13 protein-coding genes are annotated in these 16841 nt (G+C 72.5%); 7 read left to right on the plus strand and 6 right to left on the minus strand.

Annotation, left to right across the window (positions count from 1 at the left end):
- Nucleotides 1-7: 7 nt before the first annotated feature.
- On the minus strand, nucleotides 8-2536 hold the full coding sequence (locus AB0D29_RS30100; protein ID WP_362858541.1) for a CHAT domain-containing protein: 2529 nt from the start codon (nucleotides 2534-2536) through the stop codon (nucleotides 8-10).
- Nucleotides 2537-2787: 251 nt separating this feature from the next.
- On the opposite strand from AB0D29_RS30100, the gene AB0D29_RS30105 reads away from it, so the two are divergent.
- Entirely contained in the window at nucleotides 2788-3729 is a 942-nt protein-coding gene (locus tag AB0D29_RS30105) for an NAD-dependent epimerase/dehydratase family protein (RefSeq protein ID WP_362858543.1), read from the plus strand.
- Nucleotides 3730-3755: 26 nt separating this feature from the next.
- Complete coding sequence (locus tag AB0D29_RS30110) at nucleotides 3756-7076, plus strand: aminotransferase class I/II-fold pyridoxal phosphate-dependent enzyme (RefSeq protein WP_362858611.1); 3321 nt, start codon at nucleotides 3756-3758, stop codon at nucleotides 7074-7076.
- An 8-nt stretch (nucleotides 7077-7084) separates the two neighbouring features.
- On the opposite strand, the gene AB0D29_RS30115 is transcribed toward AB0D29_RS30110, so the two are convergent.
- The 4 genes from AB0D29_RS30115 to AB0D29_RS30130 form a co-directional block, all read right to left on the minus strand.
- A complete protein-coding gene (locus AB0D29_RS30115; protein WP_362858544.1) occupies nucleotides 7085-7663 on the minus strand; it encodes a toxin in 579 nt (192 codons plus the stop codon).
- Complete coding sequence (locus AB0D29_RS30120) at nucleotides 7660-8112, minus strand: helix-turn-helix domain-containing protein (RefSeq protein WP_362858545.1); 453 nt, start codon at nucleotides 8110-8112, stop codon at nucleotides 7660-7662. Before AB0D29_RS30120 ends, AB0D29_RS30115 begins: the two co-directional genes overlap by 4 nt.
- A gap of 303 nt (nucleotides 8113-8415) precedes the next feature.
- Nucleotides 8416-9576, minus strand: coding sequence for an MAB_1171c family putative transporter (locus AB0D29_RS30125; protein WP_362858547.1), 1161 nt, complete (start codon nucleotides 9574-9576; stop codon nucleotides 8416-8418).
- Between the two features lie 43 nt (nucleotides 9577-9619).
- Nucleotides 9620-10354, minus strand: a complete 735-nt coding sequence (locus AB0D29_RS30130; protein ID WP_362858549.1) for a TetR-like C-terminal domain-containing protein — start codon at nucleotides 10352-10354, stop codon at nucleotides 9620-9622.
- A 211-nt stretch (nucleotides 10355-10565) separates the two neighbouring features.
- On the opposite strand from AB0D29_RS30130, the gene dacB reads away from it, so the two are divergent.
- Nucleotides 10566-12218 (plus strand): D-alanyl-D-alanine carboxypeptidase/D-alanyl-D-alanine-endopeptidase, encoded by a 1653-nt coding sequence (gene dacB, locus AB0D29_RS30135; RefSeq protein WP_362858550.1) that lies wholly within the window; start codon nucleotides 10566-10568, stop codon nucleotides 12216-12218.
- Nucleotides 12219-12279: 61 nt separating this feature from the next.
- Here dacB and AB0D29_RS30140 read toward each other — a convergent pair whose 3' ends face one another.
- Entirely contained in the window at nucleotides 12280-13254 is a 975-nt protein-coding gene (locus tag AB0D29_RS30140) for a zinc-binding dehydrogenase (protein ID WP_362858551.1), read from the minus strand.
- A gap of 335 nt (nucleotides 13255-13589) precedes the next feature.
- Between AB0D29_RS30140 and AB0D29_RS30145 the strand changes: the two genes are divergently transcribed.
- The 4 genes from AB0D29_RS30145 (at nucleotide 13590) to AB0D29_RS30160 (ending at nucleotide 16818) form a co-directional block, all read left to right on the plus strand.
- On the plus strand, nucleotides 13590-14195 hold the full coding sequence (locus tag AB0D29_RS30145; protein ID WP_362858552.1) for a hypothetical protein: 606 nt from the start codon (nucleotides 13590-13592) through the stop codon (nucleotides 14193-14195).
- Between the two features lie 109 nt (nucleotides 14196-14304).
- On the plus strand, nucleotides 14305-14781 hold the full coding sequence (locus AB0D29_RS30150) for a hypothetical protein (RefSeq protein WP_362858554.1): 477 nt from the start codon (nucleotides 14305-14307) through the stop codon (nucleotides 14779-14781).
- Between the two features lie 141 nt (nucleotides 14782-14922).
- Complete coding sequence (locus tag AB0D29_RS30155; RefSeq protein ID WP_362858555.1) at nucleotides 14923-15531, plus strand: hypothetical protein; 609 nt, start codon at nucleotides 14923-14925, stop codon at nucleotides 15529-15531.
- 294 nt (nucleotides 15532-15825) lie between these two features.
- On the plus strand, nucleotides 15826-16818 hold the full coding sequence (locus tag AB0D29_RS30160) for a serine/threonine-protein kinase (RefSeq protein WP_362858556.1): 993 nt from the start codon (nucleotides 15826-15828) through the stop codon (nucleotides 16816-16818).
- Nucleotides 16819-16841: the final 23 nt, after the last annotated feature.

The raw sequence follows: 16841 nt of genomic DNA on the forward strand, positions 1-16841 counted from the left end.
CGATGGTTCAGTACGCCTGGAACGAGGCCCAGATGATGGGGTGGGGATCGCGGATCTCCTCGCCGTCGAGGTCTTCCCCGCGCACCGAGAACACCTTCCACTCGGTGAGCATCCGCAGCTGCAACCGCCTCAGCAGGTCCGCGTGGTCGCCGGCCCGCTGCCCGTCGAGCATCCCCCGGACGAGGAGGTCCTCGAAGGCCTCCGTGAAGGAGGCGTCGCGGATGTCGAGGGAGGTGGCGATCACCTGATCGGCACCGGAGTGGATGACGCCCGCCGCGAGCCCCATGCCCTCGCCGCCGAGGGCCGACGCGCTGGAGCTGGAACAGCACGACAGGATCACCCGCGTGGGCATCGGCAGGAAGGGCGTGCCGTCGTCGAACGCCCCGAAGAGCTCGCCGGACTGTACGTACGTCTCCTCGGCCAGGGGCAGGGCCGACCAGGCCGGATCGCTGTCGTGCACCCCGTGACCGCGGTAGAAGAAGACCCCGTGGGTGGAGGGTCCGATCTCGTGCAGGGCGGCCAGCAGGGCGTCCTTGGTCCCGGGGCCGTTGGGCCCGGAGACGGTCAGGAGCGCGTCCGCCTCGTTCACCACGGAGTCCGCGGTCCGCTCGCGCAGCGACCCGTCCGGGTTGTCGCAGGCCAGCAGGAACGGCACGGGCGTGCCGGGCGGGAGCCGGAGGCCGCGGGACGCGCGCTTGAGCTGGGTCGGCGTCGAGGTCCACATCCGCAGGACCGCCTTCTCGATCAGCCGCTCCTCCGTGCCGGGGACCATCGTGATCGCCCAGGGCACACAGGTGAGTTCGCGGGCCGCGGAGATCGTGAGCCGGAGCGGTTCGTCCGCGCCGGACCGCCGCAGCGCGTCGACGAGCGGCGGCGGCAGGAGCTGCCCGATGGTGCGGGTGATGATCTGCTCCTCCGCCGACCGCCAGCTCCTCAGCTGTGTGAACGGCTCGTAGAAGTCCCCGGGGCCGCGCTTGTAGGGGAACAGGCTCCACGTCTTGCGTTCGGAGGACTGGGAATGCCCGGCCAGGCCCAGCAGGACCGGCTTGATCCGGTCGAACTCCCGGAGGTCCTGCACGCCGAACCCGGCGGGCCGTCCGTCCCGTGCGAGGAACCAGAAGAGGAGCCCGTCCTCGATGTGGGTCGCCCAGAAGACACCCTCGGGCAGCGCGTCGTCCAGCGGCCGGGCCGCGAGGCGCTGCGCCTCCTTCGGTGGCAGCGCGGTGCGGTAGTGGGGGAGGAGGCGGGCCTCGCCCTGGTAGGAGACGGGCTCCGGGAAGTGCAGGAGCGTCGAGTTCAGGGCGTCCTGGTAGGCGGTGAAGACGGACGAGGACACGACCAGGTCCCTGCCGCCGGCCGCGCCGGGCCCGTCCTCCGCGGCCGGGGCGGGTGTCACGGCCCTCCCGGCGGCCTCGCCGTCCCCGTCCTGCGTCCCGGCGTCCGCGGGGCCCGTCTTGGCGTCGATCCCGCTCTCGGCGAGCTTCTCGTCGTCATCGATCTCGACGGCGGCGCCGAGCAGGGACTGGAGCCTGCACGACTCGATCAGCTCGGCGACCGTGCGTTCGTCCCCCAGGGCGACCGCCGAGACCAGGGCGGCCCGCCGGGTGGGTCCGAAGTTCTTCCAGAGGGTGAGCCGTTGGGTGTGCGAGCACGCCCGGTACCGCTGCGCGTCCAGCTTCGCCCAGGCGGCCAGGGCCAGGGCGAGGCCCTCCTCGTACCGCTCCAGCGCGGTCCATATGCTCGCGGCCGCCTGTTCCAGCTCCCCGACCAGCCAGTCGTCGGCCCGATCCGCGGCGAGCCGGGCGAGGGCCCTGGTGAGGAGGCCGAGGGCGCGTTCCGGCTGCGCGTCGGCGGCGAGGCGCTCCGCGAGGCAGGAGACGAGGTAGGTGTAGGGGATGATCCCCAGCTCGCGCACCCGATCGATGCCCTCGGCCGCGTTCGCGCCGAGCAGGGGCTCCGGGTCCAGGATCCGGGCCGCGATCCGGTGGAAGGCGGCGGACGGGCGGTGCGTCGCGCCTTCGAGGATCTCCAGACCGTCCAGGGCGGCGGCGCGGTCCCCCTCCTTCATCGTGAGGACGACCATCTGGGCGTACGTGCGCCGCTTGTGGCGGGGGGTGCCCCAGTGGAGGGCGGCGCCGATGAAGCACTCGGACGCGGTCGACCAGTCCGCGCAGCGCACGTACTCGCGCCCCAGCAGCTCGTAGAGCCGGGCGAGATGGCGGTCCCTGGGCGGCAGTTCGTCCCGCTCCCAGGGCTGGTCGGTCATCCTGATCAGCATCGCCCGTACCCAGGAGTGCCCGGCGTTCCCCGGGTCCTTCGAGTCCGCGATGCTCAGTCCGCCGAGGAATCCGTCGAGTTCGAGCAGCTCGCGGTGGAGTCGGGCCGGCAGGCCCTCGGGTCGCTCCAGACGGGCGTCGAGGCGCGACGCCGTCCACCGGGTGCCGCGGGTGGAGAGGCCTCCGCGCAGCGGGAGTCTCCGGTCCCGGGCCATGCGCCCCGCCAGCACGAGAGCGCGGTCGTACGCCGTGAACCTCATGTGCCCCCCGCGTGCCCGCCCATTGAGAGCAGCCATGGTGCCGCGCCCGAACGGCCGATACCAGGAAACCGGAATAGTCATACGAATGAGATTGCGGAGGGTGGGAGCCGAGTGGTGCGGGTCCCGCCTCCGGCCGGTGGAACGTCGTGATCCGGCAGCCCGTAGGCGACTATCGGCCCGGTCGGACCGGATGGCAGGGGGGATGCAGCCGTACGCCGTCTGGCGCGGGCGGCTCGCGCTAGTGTGCGTACGTGAGTTCTCATGTCGTCATCGGTTTTGGACCCGCCGGCGCGGCCACCGCCCGGCTTCTGGCCGAACAGGGCCATTCCGTACGGGTGGTCACCACGTCGGGCAGAAAACCGGAACCCGGAATCCAGCACTTCGCCTTCGACGCGACCGACAGCGCGCGGCTGACCGAGACCGCGCGGGGCGCCGCCGCGATCCACAACTGCGCCGCGCCTCCCTACCATCACTGGGCGCGTGCCTGGCCGCCGCTGGCCTCGTCGGTCCTGGCCGCGGCCGAGGCCACCGGGGCCGTCCTGGTGATGCTGGGCAACCTCTACGGCTACGGCCCGGTGGACGCTCCCCTGACCGAGGAGCTGCCGCTCGCGGCCACCGGCACCAAGGGACGGGTGCGCGCCGCCGTGTGGGAGCAGGCACGGCAGCTGCACGAGCAGGGCCGGGTCAGGGCGGTCGAGGTACGGGCCTCGGACTTCTTCGGGCCCGGTGTGACCGACGGCGGCCACCTGGCCGGGCGGGTCCTGCCACCGCTGCTGCGGGGCAAGCCGGTCTCCACCCTCGGTGACCCGGACGTGCCGCACAGCTGGACCTATCTCCCCGACGTGGCCAGGACCCTGGTCGAGGTCGCGGGGGAGGAGCGGGCCTGGGGGCGGCCGTGGCACGTTCCGACCGAGCCCGCGCTGTCGGTCCGGGAGATGGTCGGCCGGCTGGCCGCCCAGGCGGGTACGGCACCGGTCGCGGTGCGCCGGATCCCGCCGGCCGCGCTGGGCCTGGCCTCGCTCTTCTCCCCGCTGATCCGCGAACTGAAAGAGATCCGCTACCAGTTCGACCGCCCGTTCACCGTCGATGCGCACGCGTACGAGGCGGCGTTCGGGGGACGGGCCACGCCCCTCGACGAACAGGTCAAGGAGACCGTGGACTGGTGGCGCGAGCGCCTGGCGGCCACCGGGTGACCGCGGCGACAGGGACGGATCCCACCGTGGACCCGGGGCGCGCGGCGCGCGACGACATAGCGGTCGTGGGGATGGCGTGCAGGTTCCCCGGAGCGCGCGATGTGAACCAGTACTGGCGGCTTCTGAGGGCGCCCCGGGCGCAGTTCTCCACCATCCCGGACTCGCGCTGGCGCACCGCCGCCTTCCTGGGCGACAACGCCCGTGACACCTCGTCGGCCTACACGGACACCATGGCGTTGCTCCCGGACGTGGGCCACTTCGACGCCGCGCACTACGGCATACCGCCGCGGCGGGCCAGGGCGATGGACCCGCAGCACCGGCTGCTGATCGACCTCGCCCGCGAGGCGATCCAGGACGCGGGGTGGGAGGCCGACGGCTTCGACCGCGAGGAGACCTCGGTGATCACCGCGCTCACCGAGAGCGGCTACCGCGAGCTCAGCACCCTGCAGATACGCATGCGCCAGCTGGCCGGCGGTGAGTTCGGTGCGCGGGCGGACGGTCTCCGGTGGCCGGAGACCGTCCGCGCGGTCGACGGACTGCACGGCACGTCCGTGGCCGGGCTGCTGCTCAACATGGGCCCCAACACGATCAGTTCGGTCTTCGACCTGCACGGCGAGAGCTACGCGCTGGACTCGGCGTGCTCCGGTGGCCTCATGGCCGTGGCCAACGCCGTGCACGCCCTGCGCTCGGGCCGCTCCCGCATCGCACTCGCCGGCGGCGCCCAGCTCATACTCGCCCCCGATCTGCTGGTGGGGCTGTGCCGGATCGGCGCCCTCTCGCGCAGCGGCAGGTGCCTGCCCTTCGGCGCACGCGCCGACGGCTTCGTCCTGGGAGAGGGAGCCGGGGTCCTCGCGCTGCGGCCCCTGTCCGACGCGCTGGCGGCCGGCGACCGGGTTTACGCGGTGATCCGCGGTGTGGGAACGGCCAACGACGGGACCGTGCAGGGCGGTATGCACCCCCGTGCGGCCGGTCAGCTCCGGGCCCTGCGGCGCGCGTACCGGGACGCGGACCTGCCCCCCGACGTGGTGGGCTACCTGGAGGCCCACGGCACCGGGACGACGGTCGGCGACCCCGTCGAGCTCGGCGTCCTGAGCGAACTGCGCGGTGAGGGGGCCGCACCCGCCTACCTCGGGGCGGTGAAGGCGGTGATCGGCCACTCGCTCAACTCCGCCGGGATGGCCGGGCTCATCAAGTCCGTCCTGGCCGTGCAGCGGGGAGTGATACCGCCCCAGCCGGAGTTCGACCTGGCCGACCGCTCCGCGCTGGACGCGGCACGCCTGACCGTACCCACCGCGCCGACCCCGTGGCCGGACGACGGCCGGCCGCGCCGGGCGGGGGTGAGCGCCTTCGGCTTCGGCGGCACGGGCGTGCACATGGTGGTCGAGGAGTGCGCCCCGCCGGCCCGACCCGCGCCGGCCGCGGGACCGCACCGGCTGGTGCTCAGTGCCCGCGACCGGGCCGGGCTGGCCCGCCACGCCCGGGAACTGGCCCGCACCCTCACCGAGGACCGGCCGCCGCTCGCCGCGGTGGCGGACACCCTGGCCCGCCGGAGCCCCCTCACGGAACACCTCGCCCTCGTGGCGCAGGACACCGCCGACGCCGTGGCCCGGCTGACCGCCGCGGCCGAGGCCGTCGAGGCGGGCGGCGCCGCAGACCCCGGCCCGGGACGGGAGGCCGTACCGGAGGACCGTACGGCGGCGGAGCGCATGCCCCCGTGCACCCTCCCGCCGAGTCCGCTCGCCCCGCGCCGGCACTGGGTCGTGGACGAGTCGGCGCGCGACCTGCCGGACCCCGCCGCACCGGTGGGGCGGCCCGGAGAGGCGGAGCCCGCCCGCTCGCCGTGGTCCGAGGGCGCGTCCCCCGCGGCCGTCGTGCTCGAAGAGGTCTCGCGCACCGGCGTCTTCCCGCTCTCCGACGTGAGCGAGCGGATGACGCTGGTGACCGACCTCGGCTTCGACTCCCTGATGCTCCAGGAACTGGAGGTCAACATAGGCAAGCGCGTACCGGGCTTCCGCACCGAAGAGCTCTTCACGCCCGGACTCACCGTCGGCCGGCTGATCGCCCTGGTCGATCCGGACCGCGCCGAGCCGGCGCCCCCCGCGCCGCCGGCGCCCCGGGAGACGCTGCCGCAGTGGAGCGCCGGGACGGCGAGCGTCGACGACTTCCCCGAGGTGAGCCTGTTCGAGCAGCGCCTGGGCGCGATCGCCGACAGCGGGGCGCAGTACCCGTACTTCCGCGTCCACGAGGGCAACGTCCGCGACACCACGGTGATCGGAGGGCGTGCGTACCTGTCCTTCGGAAGCTACAACTACCTGGGGATCTCGGGACATCCCGCGGTCAACGAGGCCGCGCACCGGGCGGTCGACCGGTACGGGACCTCGGTCTCCGCCAGCCGGGTGCTGTCGGGCGAACGGGAGCTGACGGTCCGCCTGGAGCGGGCCCTTGCCGAGTTCCTCGGCGTCGAGGACTGCCTGACGCTGGTGAGCGGCCACGCCACCAACGTCACCGCGATAGGGCACCTCGTCGGCGCCCAGGACCTGGTGGTGCACGACGCGCTCGCCCACGACAGCATCCTCCAGGGCTGCGCCCTGTCCGGGGCGGCGCGACGCCCGTTCGCCCACAACGACATCGGGCAGCTGGAACACATGCTGCGCCTCAACCGGTCCCGCTTCCGGCGGGTGCTGATCGCCGTCGAGGGCGCCTACAGCATGGACGGCGACCTCGTCGACCTGCCCGCCGTGATCGAACTGAAGAAGCGCTACGGCGCCCTGCTGATGGTGGACGAGGCGCACAGCATCGGCACGGTCGGCGAACACGGCCGGGGCGTGGGGGAGTTCTTCGGAGTCGAGCGGTCCGACGTGGACCTGTGGATGGGCACCCTCTCCAAGGCCTTCGCCAGCTGCGGCGGATACCTCGGCGGCTCGGCCCGGATGGTGCGCTGGCTGCGCCACACGCTGCCGGGCTTCGTCTACAGCGTGGGCCTGACCCCGGCCAACGCGGCCGCGGCGCTGGCCGCGACCGAGCTGATCGCGGCGGAGCCGCACCGGGTCCGCGCGCTGCGCGGCAACGCCCGGCTCTTCCTCGACCTGGCCGCTTCGGCCGGTCTGGCCACGGGCTCCAGTGCCGACACCCCGATCGTGCCGTGCATCCTCGGTGACTCGGCGCGGACCCTGCGCGTCGCGGGCGGGCTGTACGACCGCGGGATCATCGCGGACCCGATCGTGCACCCCGCCGTGGAGGACGGGCTGTCGAGGCTGCGGTTCTTCCTCACCAGCGAACACCGCGAGGACGACATCAGACGGGCCGTCTCGGTCCTCGCTGAAGAGGTGGCCTCCACAGGGCACTGAGCGACTCCTCAGAACAGGGTGCGCTCGATCCGGCTGAGCACGGCGCTCCTGCCGGGGTCGGCGCCCTCGTCCGCGTCCGCCGCCGGGGGAGCGCCGTGCCGGTGTTCGGCGCCGCCCATCCGCTGGGAGAGCAGATAGGCGATGATCTCCGCCTCCTGCTCCTGGACGTCGTCGTACGTGGCGCGCAGGAGCATGTCCCGTACGAGTTGGGGGTCGAGGTCGGGGAAGAGGAGGCGGGCGGCAGCCTCGTCCAGCCCGCCCGCCCCTCGGTGGCAGCAGATGATGTGGCCCAGCTCGTGCAAGATGATGTGCTCCTGATGCGCGCTGGTCGTGTTGGCGTCGTAGAAGATGAGGTCCTCGTCGCGTGCGGCGACCCACATGCCGCACGGATGCGTGGAGGGCATCTGCATCGGGACGAGCGTGATCGGACGGTCGCGCACCTCGCCGAGGTGGCGGCACAGTTCGGCCACGTCGGTCACCTCGGGGAGGTCGAGTTCGGCGATCCGCCGGGCGCCGGCCTTGCGGAGCTTCTTGAGCCCGCTGCGCCGGTCCTGGTCGGCCGACCGCTCCTTCCGCGAGGCCCTCATTCGGGCTGGGAGGAGTCGGTGACGGGCGGCAGGCCCTGCATCTGCCGGTACTGGTCCATGATGGCCGTGATGGCCTGGAGGTTCTCCTTCTTCATCCCGGCCGCGCGCATCGCCACCGCGCGGACCCCGGACTGGCGCAGTGCCTCGATGGCGGCGATCTGGCTGAGCACCGACTCGGCGACCTTGTCGTCGAAGAAGTAGGCGACCGAAACGCCGAAGAAGCGGGCCAGGGCCGCCAGGAGGTCGGGTGAGGGGTTGGAGCGCTTGCCCGTCCGCAACTGCGACAAGTACACGCCCCCGACCTTGAGTTCGGGGTTGGCGCGCTTCAGCTCCTCGGCCACCTCGGCATTGGTCCAGTTCTTGCCCTTGGGGCGAACCGTCTTGAACAGGTCGTCGAGGCGCACTGCGAGCAGGGGCCGGTCATCGGACCCGCTTTCCGTCCCGGTCATGGTGAATCTTCCTCCCGTCACCTCCTCGGCATAGCCCTTGGCTATCTGTCAGTCTCACAGATTAGCAGTCAGTTGACAATTGGCCGGGAATCCGCCACCGTTGGGGTCTCGCCGATAGCTGTCAGCTAAGTCGACTCGCGGGGGCTTCACGGAGTCGGCTGCCGGCGACATCGGACTGGCCCGGCCCTCGGGGGATGGGCCGGGCCAGTCCGGGCGGGAGTCCACCCGTCCGGCTCGATCTGAATCGGGCGGAACGGGCATGCCCGCCCGGTTTGACGGGGGATGCAAACCGGGCGGGAGCTCTCAACTCGCGGTACCGAGTTTACTGTAGGCGGCTGCGACTTGGGTGAGCCAGGCCACTTCCGCACTGAAGTTGTCCGTGTCGCGATCGTCGAAGTCGCCCGCGTCCTTGTTGTCGTGCGGGACCGTACCGGTCCGCTTGGCGAGCAGAGCCTGCTTGATCTGCGCCGCCTCCGTGAACGCCTGCCGCAGCTCCTCGCTCGCCTCCCCGCCCGGCCCGCCGGGTCGCTCCGCGCCGCCGGCCGTGCGGTCGATGTACGGGCGCAAGTCCCGCCATCCGTCGCGTATTTCGACCACCCGACGGTGAAGGCGGTAGTCGAGGTCCGAGACCGACGCGCCCGGCGGCTCCAGGGCGATGTCCGGGGAGGCCTCGTACAGGTCCCGCCAGAGCGGGTACAGCACCCGGTAGGTGCGGTAGGTCCGGGACCACTCCAGGAGCCGGGTGGCCGAGGGTCCCCAGGAGGAGTTGGTCAGGCTGAGCGACAGCAGGACGATGCCCGCGGCGCTGAAGACCGAGGCGGCGACCTTCCAGGCACCGATGTCGACACCGCCCGCAGCCGTGAGGATGTTGACCGTCCTGGCCACGCAGTAGAGGAAGAGGACCACCGCGGCCACCGAGAGCAGCCGAAGGGCCTGGCGCAGCGTGGCGTTGTCGGTCATCCGGGCGTAGGGGCCGCACTGCCGGTAGATGGCGACGCACGGAACCGCCTGGGAGACGATGAAGACCAGGAGGTACGTGAGCATCAGCGGCTCGCTGGTGCCGTCGAAGTCCGAGGTGGGCCGGCCCGGGCCGTCGGCGATGAAGAACAGGGCCGTCAGCAGCACGTCGAGGACGATGCCGGAGACCAGCCAGTAGCGCGTCATGCGCACCGTCGCCTCGTCCGCGGCCGCCCAGCGGAGCAGGATGATCTGCGCGCTGACGCAGAAGGCGACGGCGGCCAGGTGCATGACGAGGACGGCGAGGTTCCCGACGCCGAAGAGGCTCTTGCCGCCCATGGCGAAGGCACCCATGGTGAAGGTGAGGCACTGGAGCAGCAGAGTGGCGATCAGCGTGCGGTAGGCGCTGTCCCGCCAACTGCGGCGTGCCTGGCACAGCCGGTAGGCGAGCGCCGCGTACGAGGACAGCGCCGCTATGACGAAGCAGAGGGTTCTGGTGGTGTTCACGTCCCGCTTTTCTGCACGTGCCGCGCTTGCGGCGGACAGGGGTTCAGTCGGTGGTCTCGCCCGAGGGGACCACGAGCCCGATGCTCTCGGCCGCCACGGCGATGGAGTAGTCGAAGAACGCGGCCTCGTCCCGGACGCTGTCGTGGGTACGGCTGAAGACCTGGAACACCAGGAGCCCGATGAGATTGCTCCACAGGACGATGCCGCGCTCGATGATGTCCGAGAACGGAGCCTCGGGCACGCCGCCGAAGGCCTCCACGGCGGCCGGCAGGAGCAGCGGCGGACCGGGCACCGCCCGCCGCGGCGGGGTGAGTTCACCGCCCACCAGCGCCGCCCGCACGATGCCGGCGAGCACCCCGGGGGTGCGCGAGGCCGGCGGGACCGTCTCCTGCGGGGCGTGGTATCCCGGCACGGGTGAGCCGTAGATCAGGGTGAACTCGGCCGGGTTGGCGAACGACCACCGGCGCAGCGCGCGCGTCACCGCGAGGAGCCGGGCACCCGCCGGGGCGCCCGCTTTGGCGGCGGCCTCGTCGGCCTCCTCCATCGCGGCGCCCGACGCGTCGTAGGCGTCGATGACCAGTGCGGTCAACAGGTCGTCCCGGTGCGGGAACACGGCCTCGACATCGGTGACGGCGAGAGCGCCGGCGCGGGCCACCGCCTCCGGGGACAGCCCTGCGGCCCCCACTTCCGCCAACTGCCGGCGTGCGATGTCCTTGATCACGGTCATGACCTTCGTCGTCGCCCCGTCGTCGCCGTTCGAACTTGCTGCGGAATTCATGCCGGAACCGTACCCGCCGTCGGCAACACCCGTCAGTGCTGCCTCCGGAGCACCCCGGCCCGGCATCGAGATCCGGCCACGGCGCGGCAACGTGGCTGCGGCGGACGAGGCCGCAGGCCCTCGGAGGGCGTGACATGCAGGTCGAATCCGGCCGTGCCACTCTGTTCACACGGCCTCGGGGACCAGGCAGCCGCGACGAACGGAGCGCGCTGTGAGCAGTCCGATCCACTCCGTCCACCGCGCACCGCTGCGGCGGGGCCTGGCCGCCGCCTGCGCCGCACTGCTCTTCGTGGCGCTGCCCCCCGGTACGGCGGCCGCGGCGGATCCCTCCCCCTCTCCCTCTCCGTCGCCGTCGGGCGACGCGGAGCAGGGCCGGCTCGACCCGCGCATCATCGAGATCATGCGGAAGCCGCAGTACAGCCATGCCCAGTGGGGCCTGCTGCAGACCGAACCGGACGACGGGCGCGTGGTGCACAGCATGTTCCCCGGCCAGTTCTTCATCCCCGGCTCCACCGCCAAGCTGATCAGCGTCTCGGGCCCCTGGCAGACCCTCGGCACGGACCACCGCTTCGTGACCCCCCTCTACGCGGTCGGCGAGCGCAGCGGCACCACGCTCACCGGCGACCTCGACCTCGTCGCCCAGGGCGACCTCACCATGGGCGGCAGGACACGGCCCGACGGGACGGTCGCGTACACCGACCTCGACCACACCTACGCCAACGACTTCCCCGGCGCGACCCTCACCCCGGAGAACCCCCTCGCCGGGATCGACCAGCTCGCCCGGCAGGTCCGCGCGTCCGGCATCACCCGCCTCGACGGCGACGTGATCGTCGACAGCCGGCTCTTCCTCCCCGACCCCGTCCTCGACCCCACCCCGACGCCGCTGATCATCAACGACAACCTGATCGACCTGATGACCACCCCCGGGGGCCGGGCCGGCGCGGACGCCCGGCTGGACTGGCGGCCGAAGGTCGCCCCGTACCAGGTCACCTCCACCGTGAAGACCGTGGCGGCCGGCGAGCCGACCGCCGTCACGGTGACGGCCACCGACGGTGGCACCCGGATCCGGCTGTCCGGAACCATCGCGGCGGACGCCGAGCCCCTGCTGCGCACCTCACCGATCACCGATCCGGCCGCCTTCGGCCGCACCGCGCTGATCGAGGCGCTCGGCCGGGCCGGGGTGCGGGTCACCGCGGACCCGGCCGGCCCCAACCCGGTCGCCCGGCTGCCGCGCGACTACGCGGGGCGGCCGCGGGTGGCGGCGTACACCTCCCCGCCCTACGCCCAGTACGCCAAGCTGATCCTCAAGGTCAGCCACAACCTCGGTGCCAACCTCGGGATCTGCCTGATGGCCGTCACGACGGGCAGCCGCCAGTGCGAGGACGGCTTCCCGGTGCTCGCCGACTTCCTGGACCGGGCGGGCGTCGACCGCGAGCAGGCCCAGCTCATGGACGGCCGGGGCGGCAACCCCGCCGACCGCGTGACCCCCCGGGCGCTGGTGCAGATGCTGGCGTACTGGCAGCGCACCCCTGACGCGCGGCTCTTCCGGGAGGCCCTGCCGATCCTGGGCGTCGACGGGCTGCTGGCCGACAACTGCCGCAGCTGCCCGGCGCGCGGGAAGGTGTTCGCCAAGACCGGAGCGGCCGTCGGCGGCGACGCGCTCAACGACAGGCTGGCCGTCGGCGCCATCACGATCGCCGGCTACCTGGACAAGGGGGGCGGCCGCTACGACACCTTCTACGCGGGAGTCAACGGCGCCTCCACCCCGACCGCCGACCCCGCGGGGGTGCTGACCATCGCCAACGACCTCGCCCTGATCGCCGCCTACCTCCAGGAATCTCCCGCGTCCTCGCCCTCGCCCTGATCGGTGCCCGGGCCCGCTTCAGGGTCGGCGACCCGCCCGGCGGGGCGGTGGAGCAGGCCCCTCACACGGTGATCACCGTCTTGCCCACGAGCTCCCGGGACTCGATCGCCGTGTGCGCCGCCGCCGCGCGCTCCAGGGGGAAGGTGGCGCCGATCACCGGGCGCAGGGCGCCCTCGGCCGCCGCCCGCAGGGCCTGCGCCGCGAGTGCGGCGTGCTCCGGGGTCGTCAGCTGGACGTCCGCGATGCCGAGCAGGCGGACGTCACGGGCCGCCGCGTCCGCCGGGGTCACCGGGGCGAAGCCGCCCGTCGGAGCGCCGTGGGCCGAGAACCGCCCGCCGGTCCGGACCAGGGGGAACGCGGCCAGGCCGACCTCACCGCCCACCCCGTCCAGCACGACGTCCGCGCCCGCGCCGCCGAGCGCCTCGCGGGCCCGTTCCACCCAGCCGGGGTGGCTCGCGTTGACCACGGCGTCCGCGCCCAACTCCCTTACCAGCGCGGTCTTTTGGTCGCCACGGGCCACGCCGACGACCCGGGCGCCCGCTCCCTTCGCCAGCTGGACCAGTACGGTGCCCATGCCGCCCGAGGCGCCCAGGATCAGCACCTGCTCGCCGGGCCGCAGCGCCGTCGTGTCCAGCAGCCGGGCGGCCGTCACGCCGTCGTGCACCAGGGCCGCCGCATCGGTGAAGGAGACCTCGTCCGGTACGGCGGCCAGGCCCTCGGCCGGGGCCACGGCCAGCTCCGCGTAGCCCCCGCCGGCGATGCCGAGGGAGGCGACGACCCGGCGGCCCTGCCAGGCCGGGTCCACTCCCTCGCCGGTGGCGCGGACGGTACCGGCTATGCCGCCGCCCGGCAGGTAGGGCGCGGTCACCCGGAAGTGCTCGCGGCCCCACCCGCCGCGCACCTGGGTTTCCACGAAGATCGTGTCCACGGCGGCGACGGAGACCAGCACCTGTCCCGGGCCGGCCACCGGCTCGGGCACCTCCGTGGGAACCAGTACCTCCGGACCGCCGAACCCGATCGCCTGTGTCGCGCGCATGGCACTCACCCCTCCAACAGGGCCGCCGGCCTCTCCGGCGCCCGTGCAGTGAGCCTCGGACATCAAGTGCGGTTGAGGTCAAGCGGGGGCCGTCCGCCCCTCGGGGCGCCGGCCGCGCGGAGTTGTACCCCGCGTTCAGGCGGGTGTCAAGTCCCGAGATTCCGGAACATGACCCGGGGGTGCCGTCCGGGGCTTACTTGAGGAGCGGAAAGGAAACGAAGCGAAAGGTACAGACGGAAAACCTCGCAAAGGGATTCCTCCTCTCGCCAGTATCTCCGCACCGTCCCGGAAATCCGGGCAGGTCAATATCCCTCTTCATTCGGTAGGAGAAAATCATGAACCGCAAGATGCACACCAACAGCACCGTCCGCCCCACCCGCAAGGGCTTCCGCTTCGCCACGCTGGCTGCTTCGGCCGCTGTGGTGCTCGGAGGAATCCTCGTGCCGGCCTCTGCTGCGACGGCGGCTCCGATGCCCGACCACGTGCACTCGATTCTCCTCCCGACCGACGGAGGCGCCGGAGGCAAGGGCGGCAAGGGCGGGAGCGGCGGCCTCGTCGGGGGCGGTGGCGGTTCCGGCGGTGCCGGTGGCGGCAGCGTCAACGGTACCGGTGGTAAGGGCGGCCTCGGCGGCGACGGTGGCGACGGGTTCCTCGTCGGCGGTGGCGGCGGTGGCGGTGGCGGTGGCGGCGAGGGCCGCATCGGTGGCGCCGGCGGCGACGGCGGCAAGGGCGGCTTCGGCATCCTCGAAGGCGGCGGCGGTGGCGCCGGCGGCGGCGGCGGTGACGGGTTCCTCAAGGGCGGCAAGGGCGGCAACGGCGGGAAGGGCGGCTTCAGCTTCTTCCAGGGTGGTGCGGGCGGGGACGCCGGTGACGGTGGCTTCGGCGGCCTGATCGGTGGCCTCGGTGGCGACGCCGGAGCCGGTGGTGGCTCCATCTTCTAAAAGGCGCACCCGATCCGACGGGGTGGAGGCCCTCCCGGCCTCCACCCCCCGGTCCCCCCACCCCCCGACCCCCATCCACACCTCTTGTCCTACGAAAACGGAGAACCCCATGTTCACGTGCACCTGGCAGCGTCCGCTCATCCTGGCGGCGGCCTCCCTGGCCCTCGTCACCGGTACGGCCTGCGCCGCGCAGGCGTCGGAGTTCAAGGCCCCGGCGGGCACCAGCTCCTCGGTCGCGGCGGAGCAGCCCACGCACTGCGCCCTGGGTGGCCACGGCGGCGAGGGCGGCAAGGGTGGCAAGGGCGGCAGGGGCGGTCAGCCCGGCGAGCCGGGTGAGCCCGGCAAGCCCGGCGGAGTCGGTTGCTTCCGGTTCGACGACCTGCCCGACAAGTCGAAGTCCGACCTCTCGATGGTCGACAAGGTCCACATCGTGATGATCCTGCTGGTCGACGACTCGGACGAGATGAAGGAGAAGATCGCCAAGAAGTACGACCTCTCCGAGGAGCAGCTCGACAACCTGAAGGACGACTACCTCGAGGGCAACTGGTTCGCCCTGATGGGAGACGGCTTCTCCTCCTCGACCTGAGGCACGAATCCCCTCGGGGCGCTCCGGCCCGATGCGGCCGGAGCGCCCCGACTGTTTTACGCCGGCGGAATGGTCCACGGCGAGGAATTCGACCAACCGATCCGCGTAGCGGACATCAGTTTTCAGACAAGGGAGAATCTCATGCGCGTGCGATCTTGGAAGTTCCGTCTTGGTCTTCTCGTCTCGACGACTCTGCTCGGTGCCGGTGCGATGACGACGGCCGCCACGGCGGCGCCGGCGCTGCCGAGCCAGCCGGTCGAGGCAACCGTCACCCGGCAGCACGGTCCCGCCCCCGGCGGCGGTGACACCCAGACCGGCGGGAACCGCTTCGGCCGCAACGGGGCGATCGGCAAGTTCGGTGACCGGATGACCGGCAAGGTCAAGGTCGACAAGGACAGCGTCCGCGTCGGTGACAAGGTCTGCGCGGGCAAGTGCAACGGCTCGGTCAACGGCACCGAGGGCGGCAAGGGCGGCATCTGCGCCGGCCTCTGCAACGGCAGCGCCAACGGAGGCACCGGCGTGACGGGCCGGCCCGGCGGTGGCACCGGCGGGACGGGCGGCAACGGCGGAGTCTGCGCCGGCGTCTGCCACGGCAGTGTCAACGGCGGCGACGGAGGCACCGGCGGGGCGGCGTCGCCCGGCGGCGACGGAGGCGAAGGCGGCCTCGGCGGCGACGGCGGCCTGTGCGTCGGCATCGGCTGCGAGACCAGCGGATTCGGCGGTCGTGGCGGCAGCGGCGGCACGGGCTGACCCCCACAGGCAGCGCCACGCCACGGGTCCCCGGCACCACGTGCCGGGGACCCGTTCCGTTTCGAAGGGGCACTCGTATGGATCACTCGATAGACTTCAGACATGGAAGAGCGGCCTGGCGCGTCACTTCCGCACCAGAGCCGACACCGTCGCGTCGAGCGCGACCCGTTCAGCCATGTCGTCCCTCGGGCGACGCTCCATCGAGGACGGGGTCGGCATGATCGGCACCTTCGCCCACGGACATCGCGTCGGCGCCGCGCCGTCGTCCCGCCGGCCGGCCGAGGCGGGCACCTGATGGCCTCGGCACCCGACCTGAGCGTGTACACGGGCCGGCCCTCCGGCCTGATCGGCAAGCAGATAGCGGGCTACCGGGTGGAGCGCCTGATCGGCCGCGGCGGCATGGCCGTCGTCTACTCCGCCAAGGACCTGAGGCTGGACCGTACGGTCGCACTCAAGCTGATCGCGCCCGAGCGCGCCCGCGACGACACCTTCCGGCGCCGCTTCACGCACGAGTCACGGGTCGCCGCGAAGATCGACCACCCGCACATCGTGCCGATCTTCGAAGCCGGTGAGACCGACGGCGTCCTCTACATCGCCATGCGGTACGTCTCCGGGCTGGACCTGCGGGCCCTGCTGGACCGGGAAGGACCGCTCCCCGTCGCGAAGGCCCTGCGCATCGCCTCCCAGGTGGCATCCGCCCTCGACGCGGCCCACGAGCACGACCTGGTGCACCGGGACGTCAAGCCCGGCAACATCCTGGTCGCCGCGGGTACCGACAGCGACCACCCGGAACACATCTACCTCACGGACTTCGGCCTGACGAAGAAGTCCCTGTCGCTCAGCGGGTTCACCACGGCGGGGGAGTTCGTCGGCACCCTCGACTACATGGCGCCGGAACAGATCACCGGCCGCCCGGTCGACGGCAGGTGCGACCTCTACAGCCTCGCCTGCGTCGTCTACGAAACCCTCGCCGGCGGACCCCCCTTCGTGCGCGACGAGGACGTGGCGCTGCTGTGGGCGCACCAGTACGACCAGCCGCCGCCCCTGACGGAGAGGCGGCCCGAGATCCCGCCCGCCGCCGACGAAGTCCTGGCCAAGGCCCTGGCGAAGGTTCCGGAGGACCGCTACGACTCCTGCCTGGAGTTCGTGGGGGCCCTGCGCGCCGCCGCCGGAGTCGGCACCAGGCGGGAGGACGGCCCGTCGCACCGGGTGGAACCCCTGGAGCCGCCGCCGGACCCTCCGATCTGGGCCCTGCCGGTCTTCCACGCCCCCGCCGGCGGATCGTAGGGACCGCGGACCTCGGAACCGCA

The sequence above is a fragment of the Streptomyces sp. NPDC048424 genome (assembly GCF_040651555.1).
Taxonomy (GTDB): domain Bacteria; phylum Actinomycetota; class Actinomycetes; order Streptomycetales; family Streptomycetaceae; genus Streptomyces.

What these genes read in the sequence shown, in the direction of transcription:
- AB0D29_RS30160 (WP_362858556.1), top strand. Translation starts at nt 15,826, where the DNA reads ATGGCCTCGGCACCCGACCTGAGCGTGTACACGGGCCGGCCCTCCGGC.
- AB0D29_RS30155 (WP_362858555.1), top strand. Translation starts at nt 14,923, where the DNA reads ATGCGCGTGCGATCTTGGAAGTTCCGTCTTGGTCTTCTCGTCTCGACG.
- AB0D29_RS30140 (WP_362858551.1), bottom strand. Translation starts at nt 13,254, where the DNA reads ATGCGCGCGACACAGGCGATCGGGTTCGGCGGTCCGGAGGTACTGGTT.
- AB0D29_RS30130 (WP_362858549.1), bottom strand. Translation starts at nt 10,354, where the DNA reads ATGAATTCCGCAGCAAGTTCGAACGGCGACGACGGGGCGACGACGAAG.
- AB0D29_RS30150 (WP_362858554.1), top strand. Translation starts at nt 14,305, where the DNA reads ATGTTCACGTGCACCTGGCAGCGTCCGCTCATCCTGGCGGCGGCCTCC.
- AB0D29_RS30120 (WP_362858545.1), bottom strand. Translation starts at nt 8,112, where the DNA reads ATGACCGGGACGGAAAGCGGGTCCGATGACCGGCCCCTGCTCGCAGTG.
- AB0D29_RS30100 (WP_362858541.1), bottom strand. Translation starts at nt 2,536, where the DNA reads ATGAGGTTCACGGCGTACGACCGCGCTCTCGTGCTGGCGGGGCGCATG.
- AB0D29_RS30115 (WP_362858544.1), bottom strand. Translation starts at nt 7,663, where the DNA reads ATGAGGGCCTCGCGGAAGGAGCGGTCGGCCGACCAGGACCGGCGCAGC.
- AB0D29_RS30145 (WP_362858552.1), top strand. Translation starts at nt 13,590, where the DNA reads ATGAACCGCAAGATGCACACCAACAGCACCGTCCGCCCCACCCGCAAG.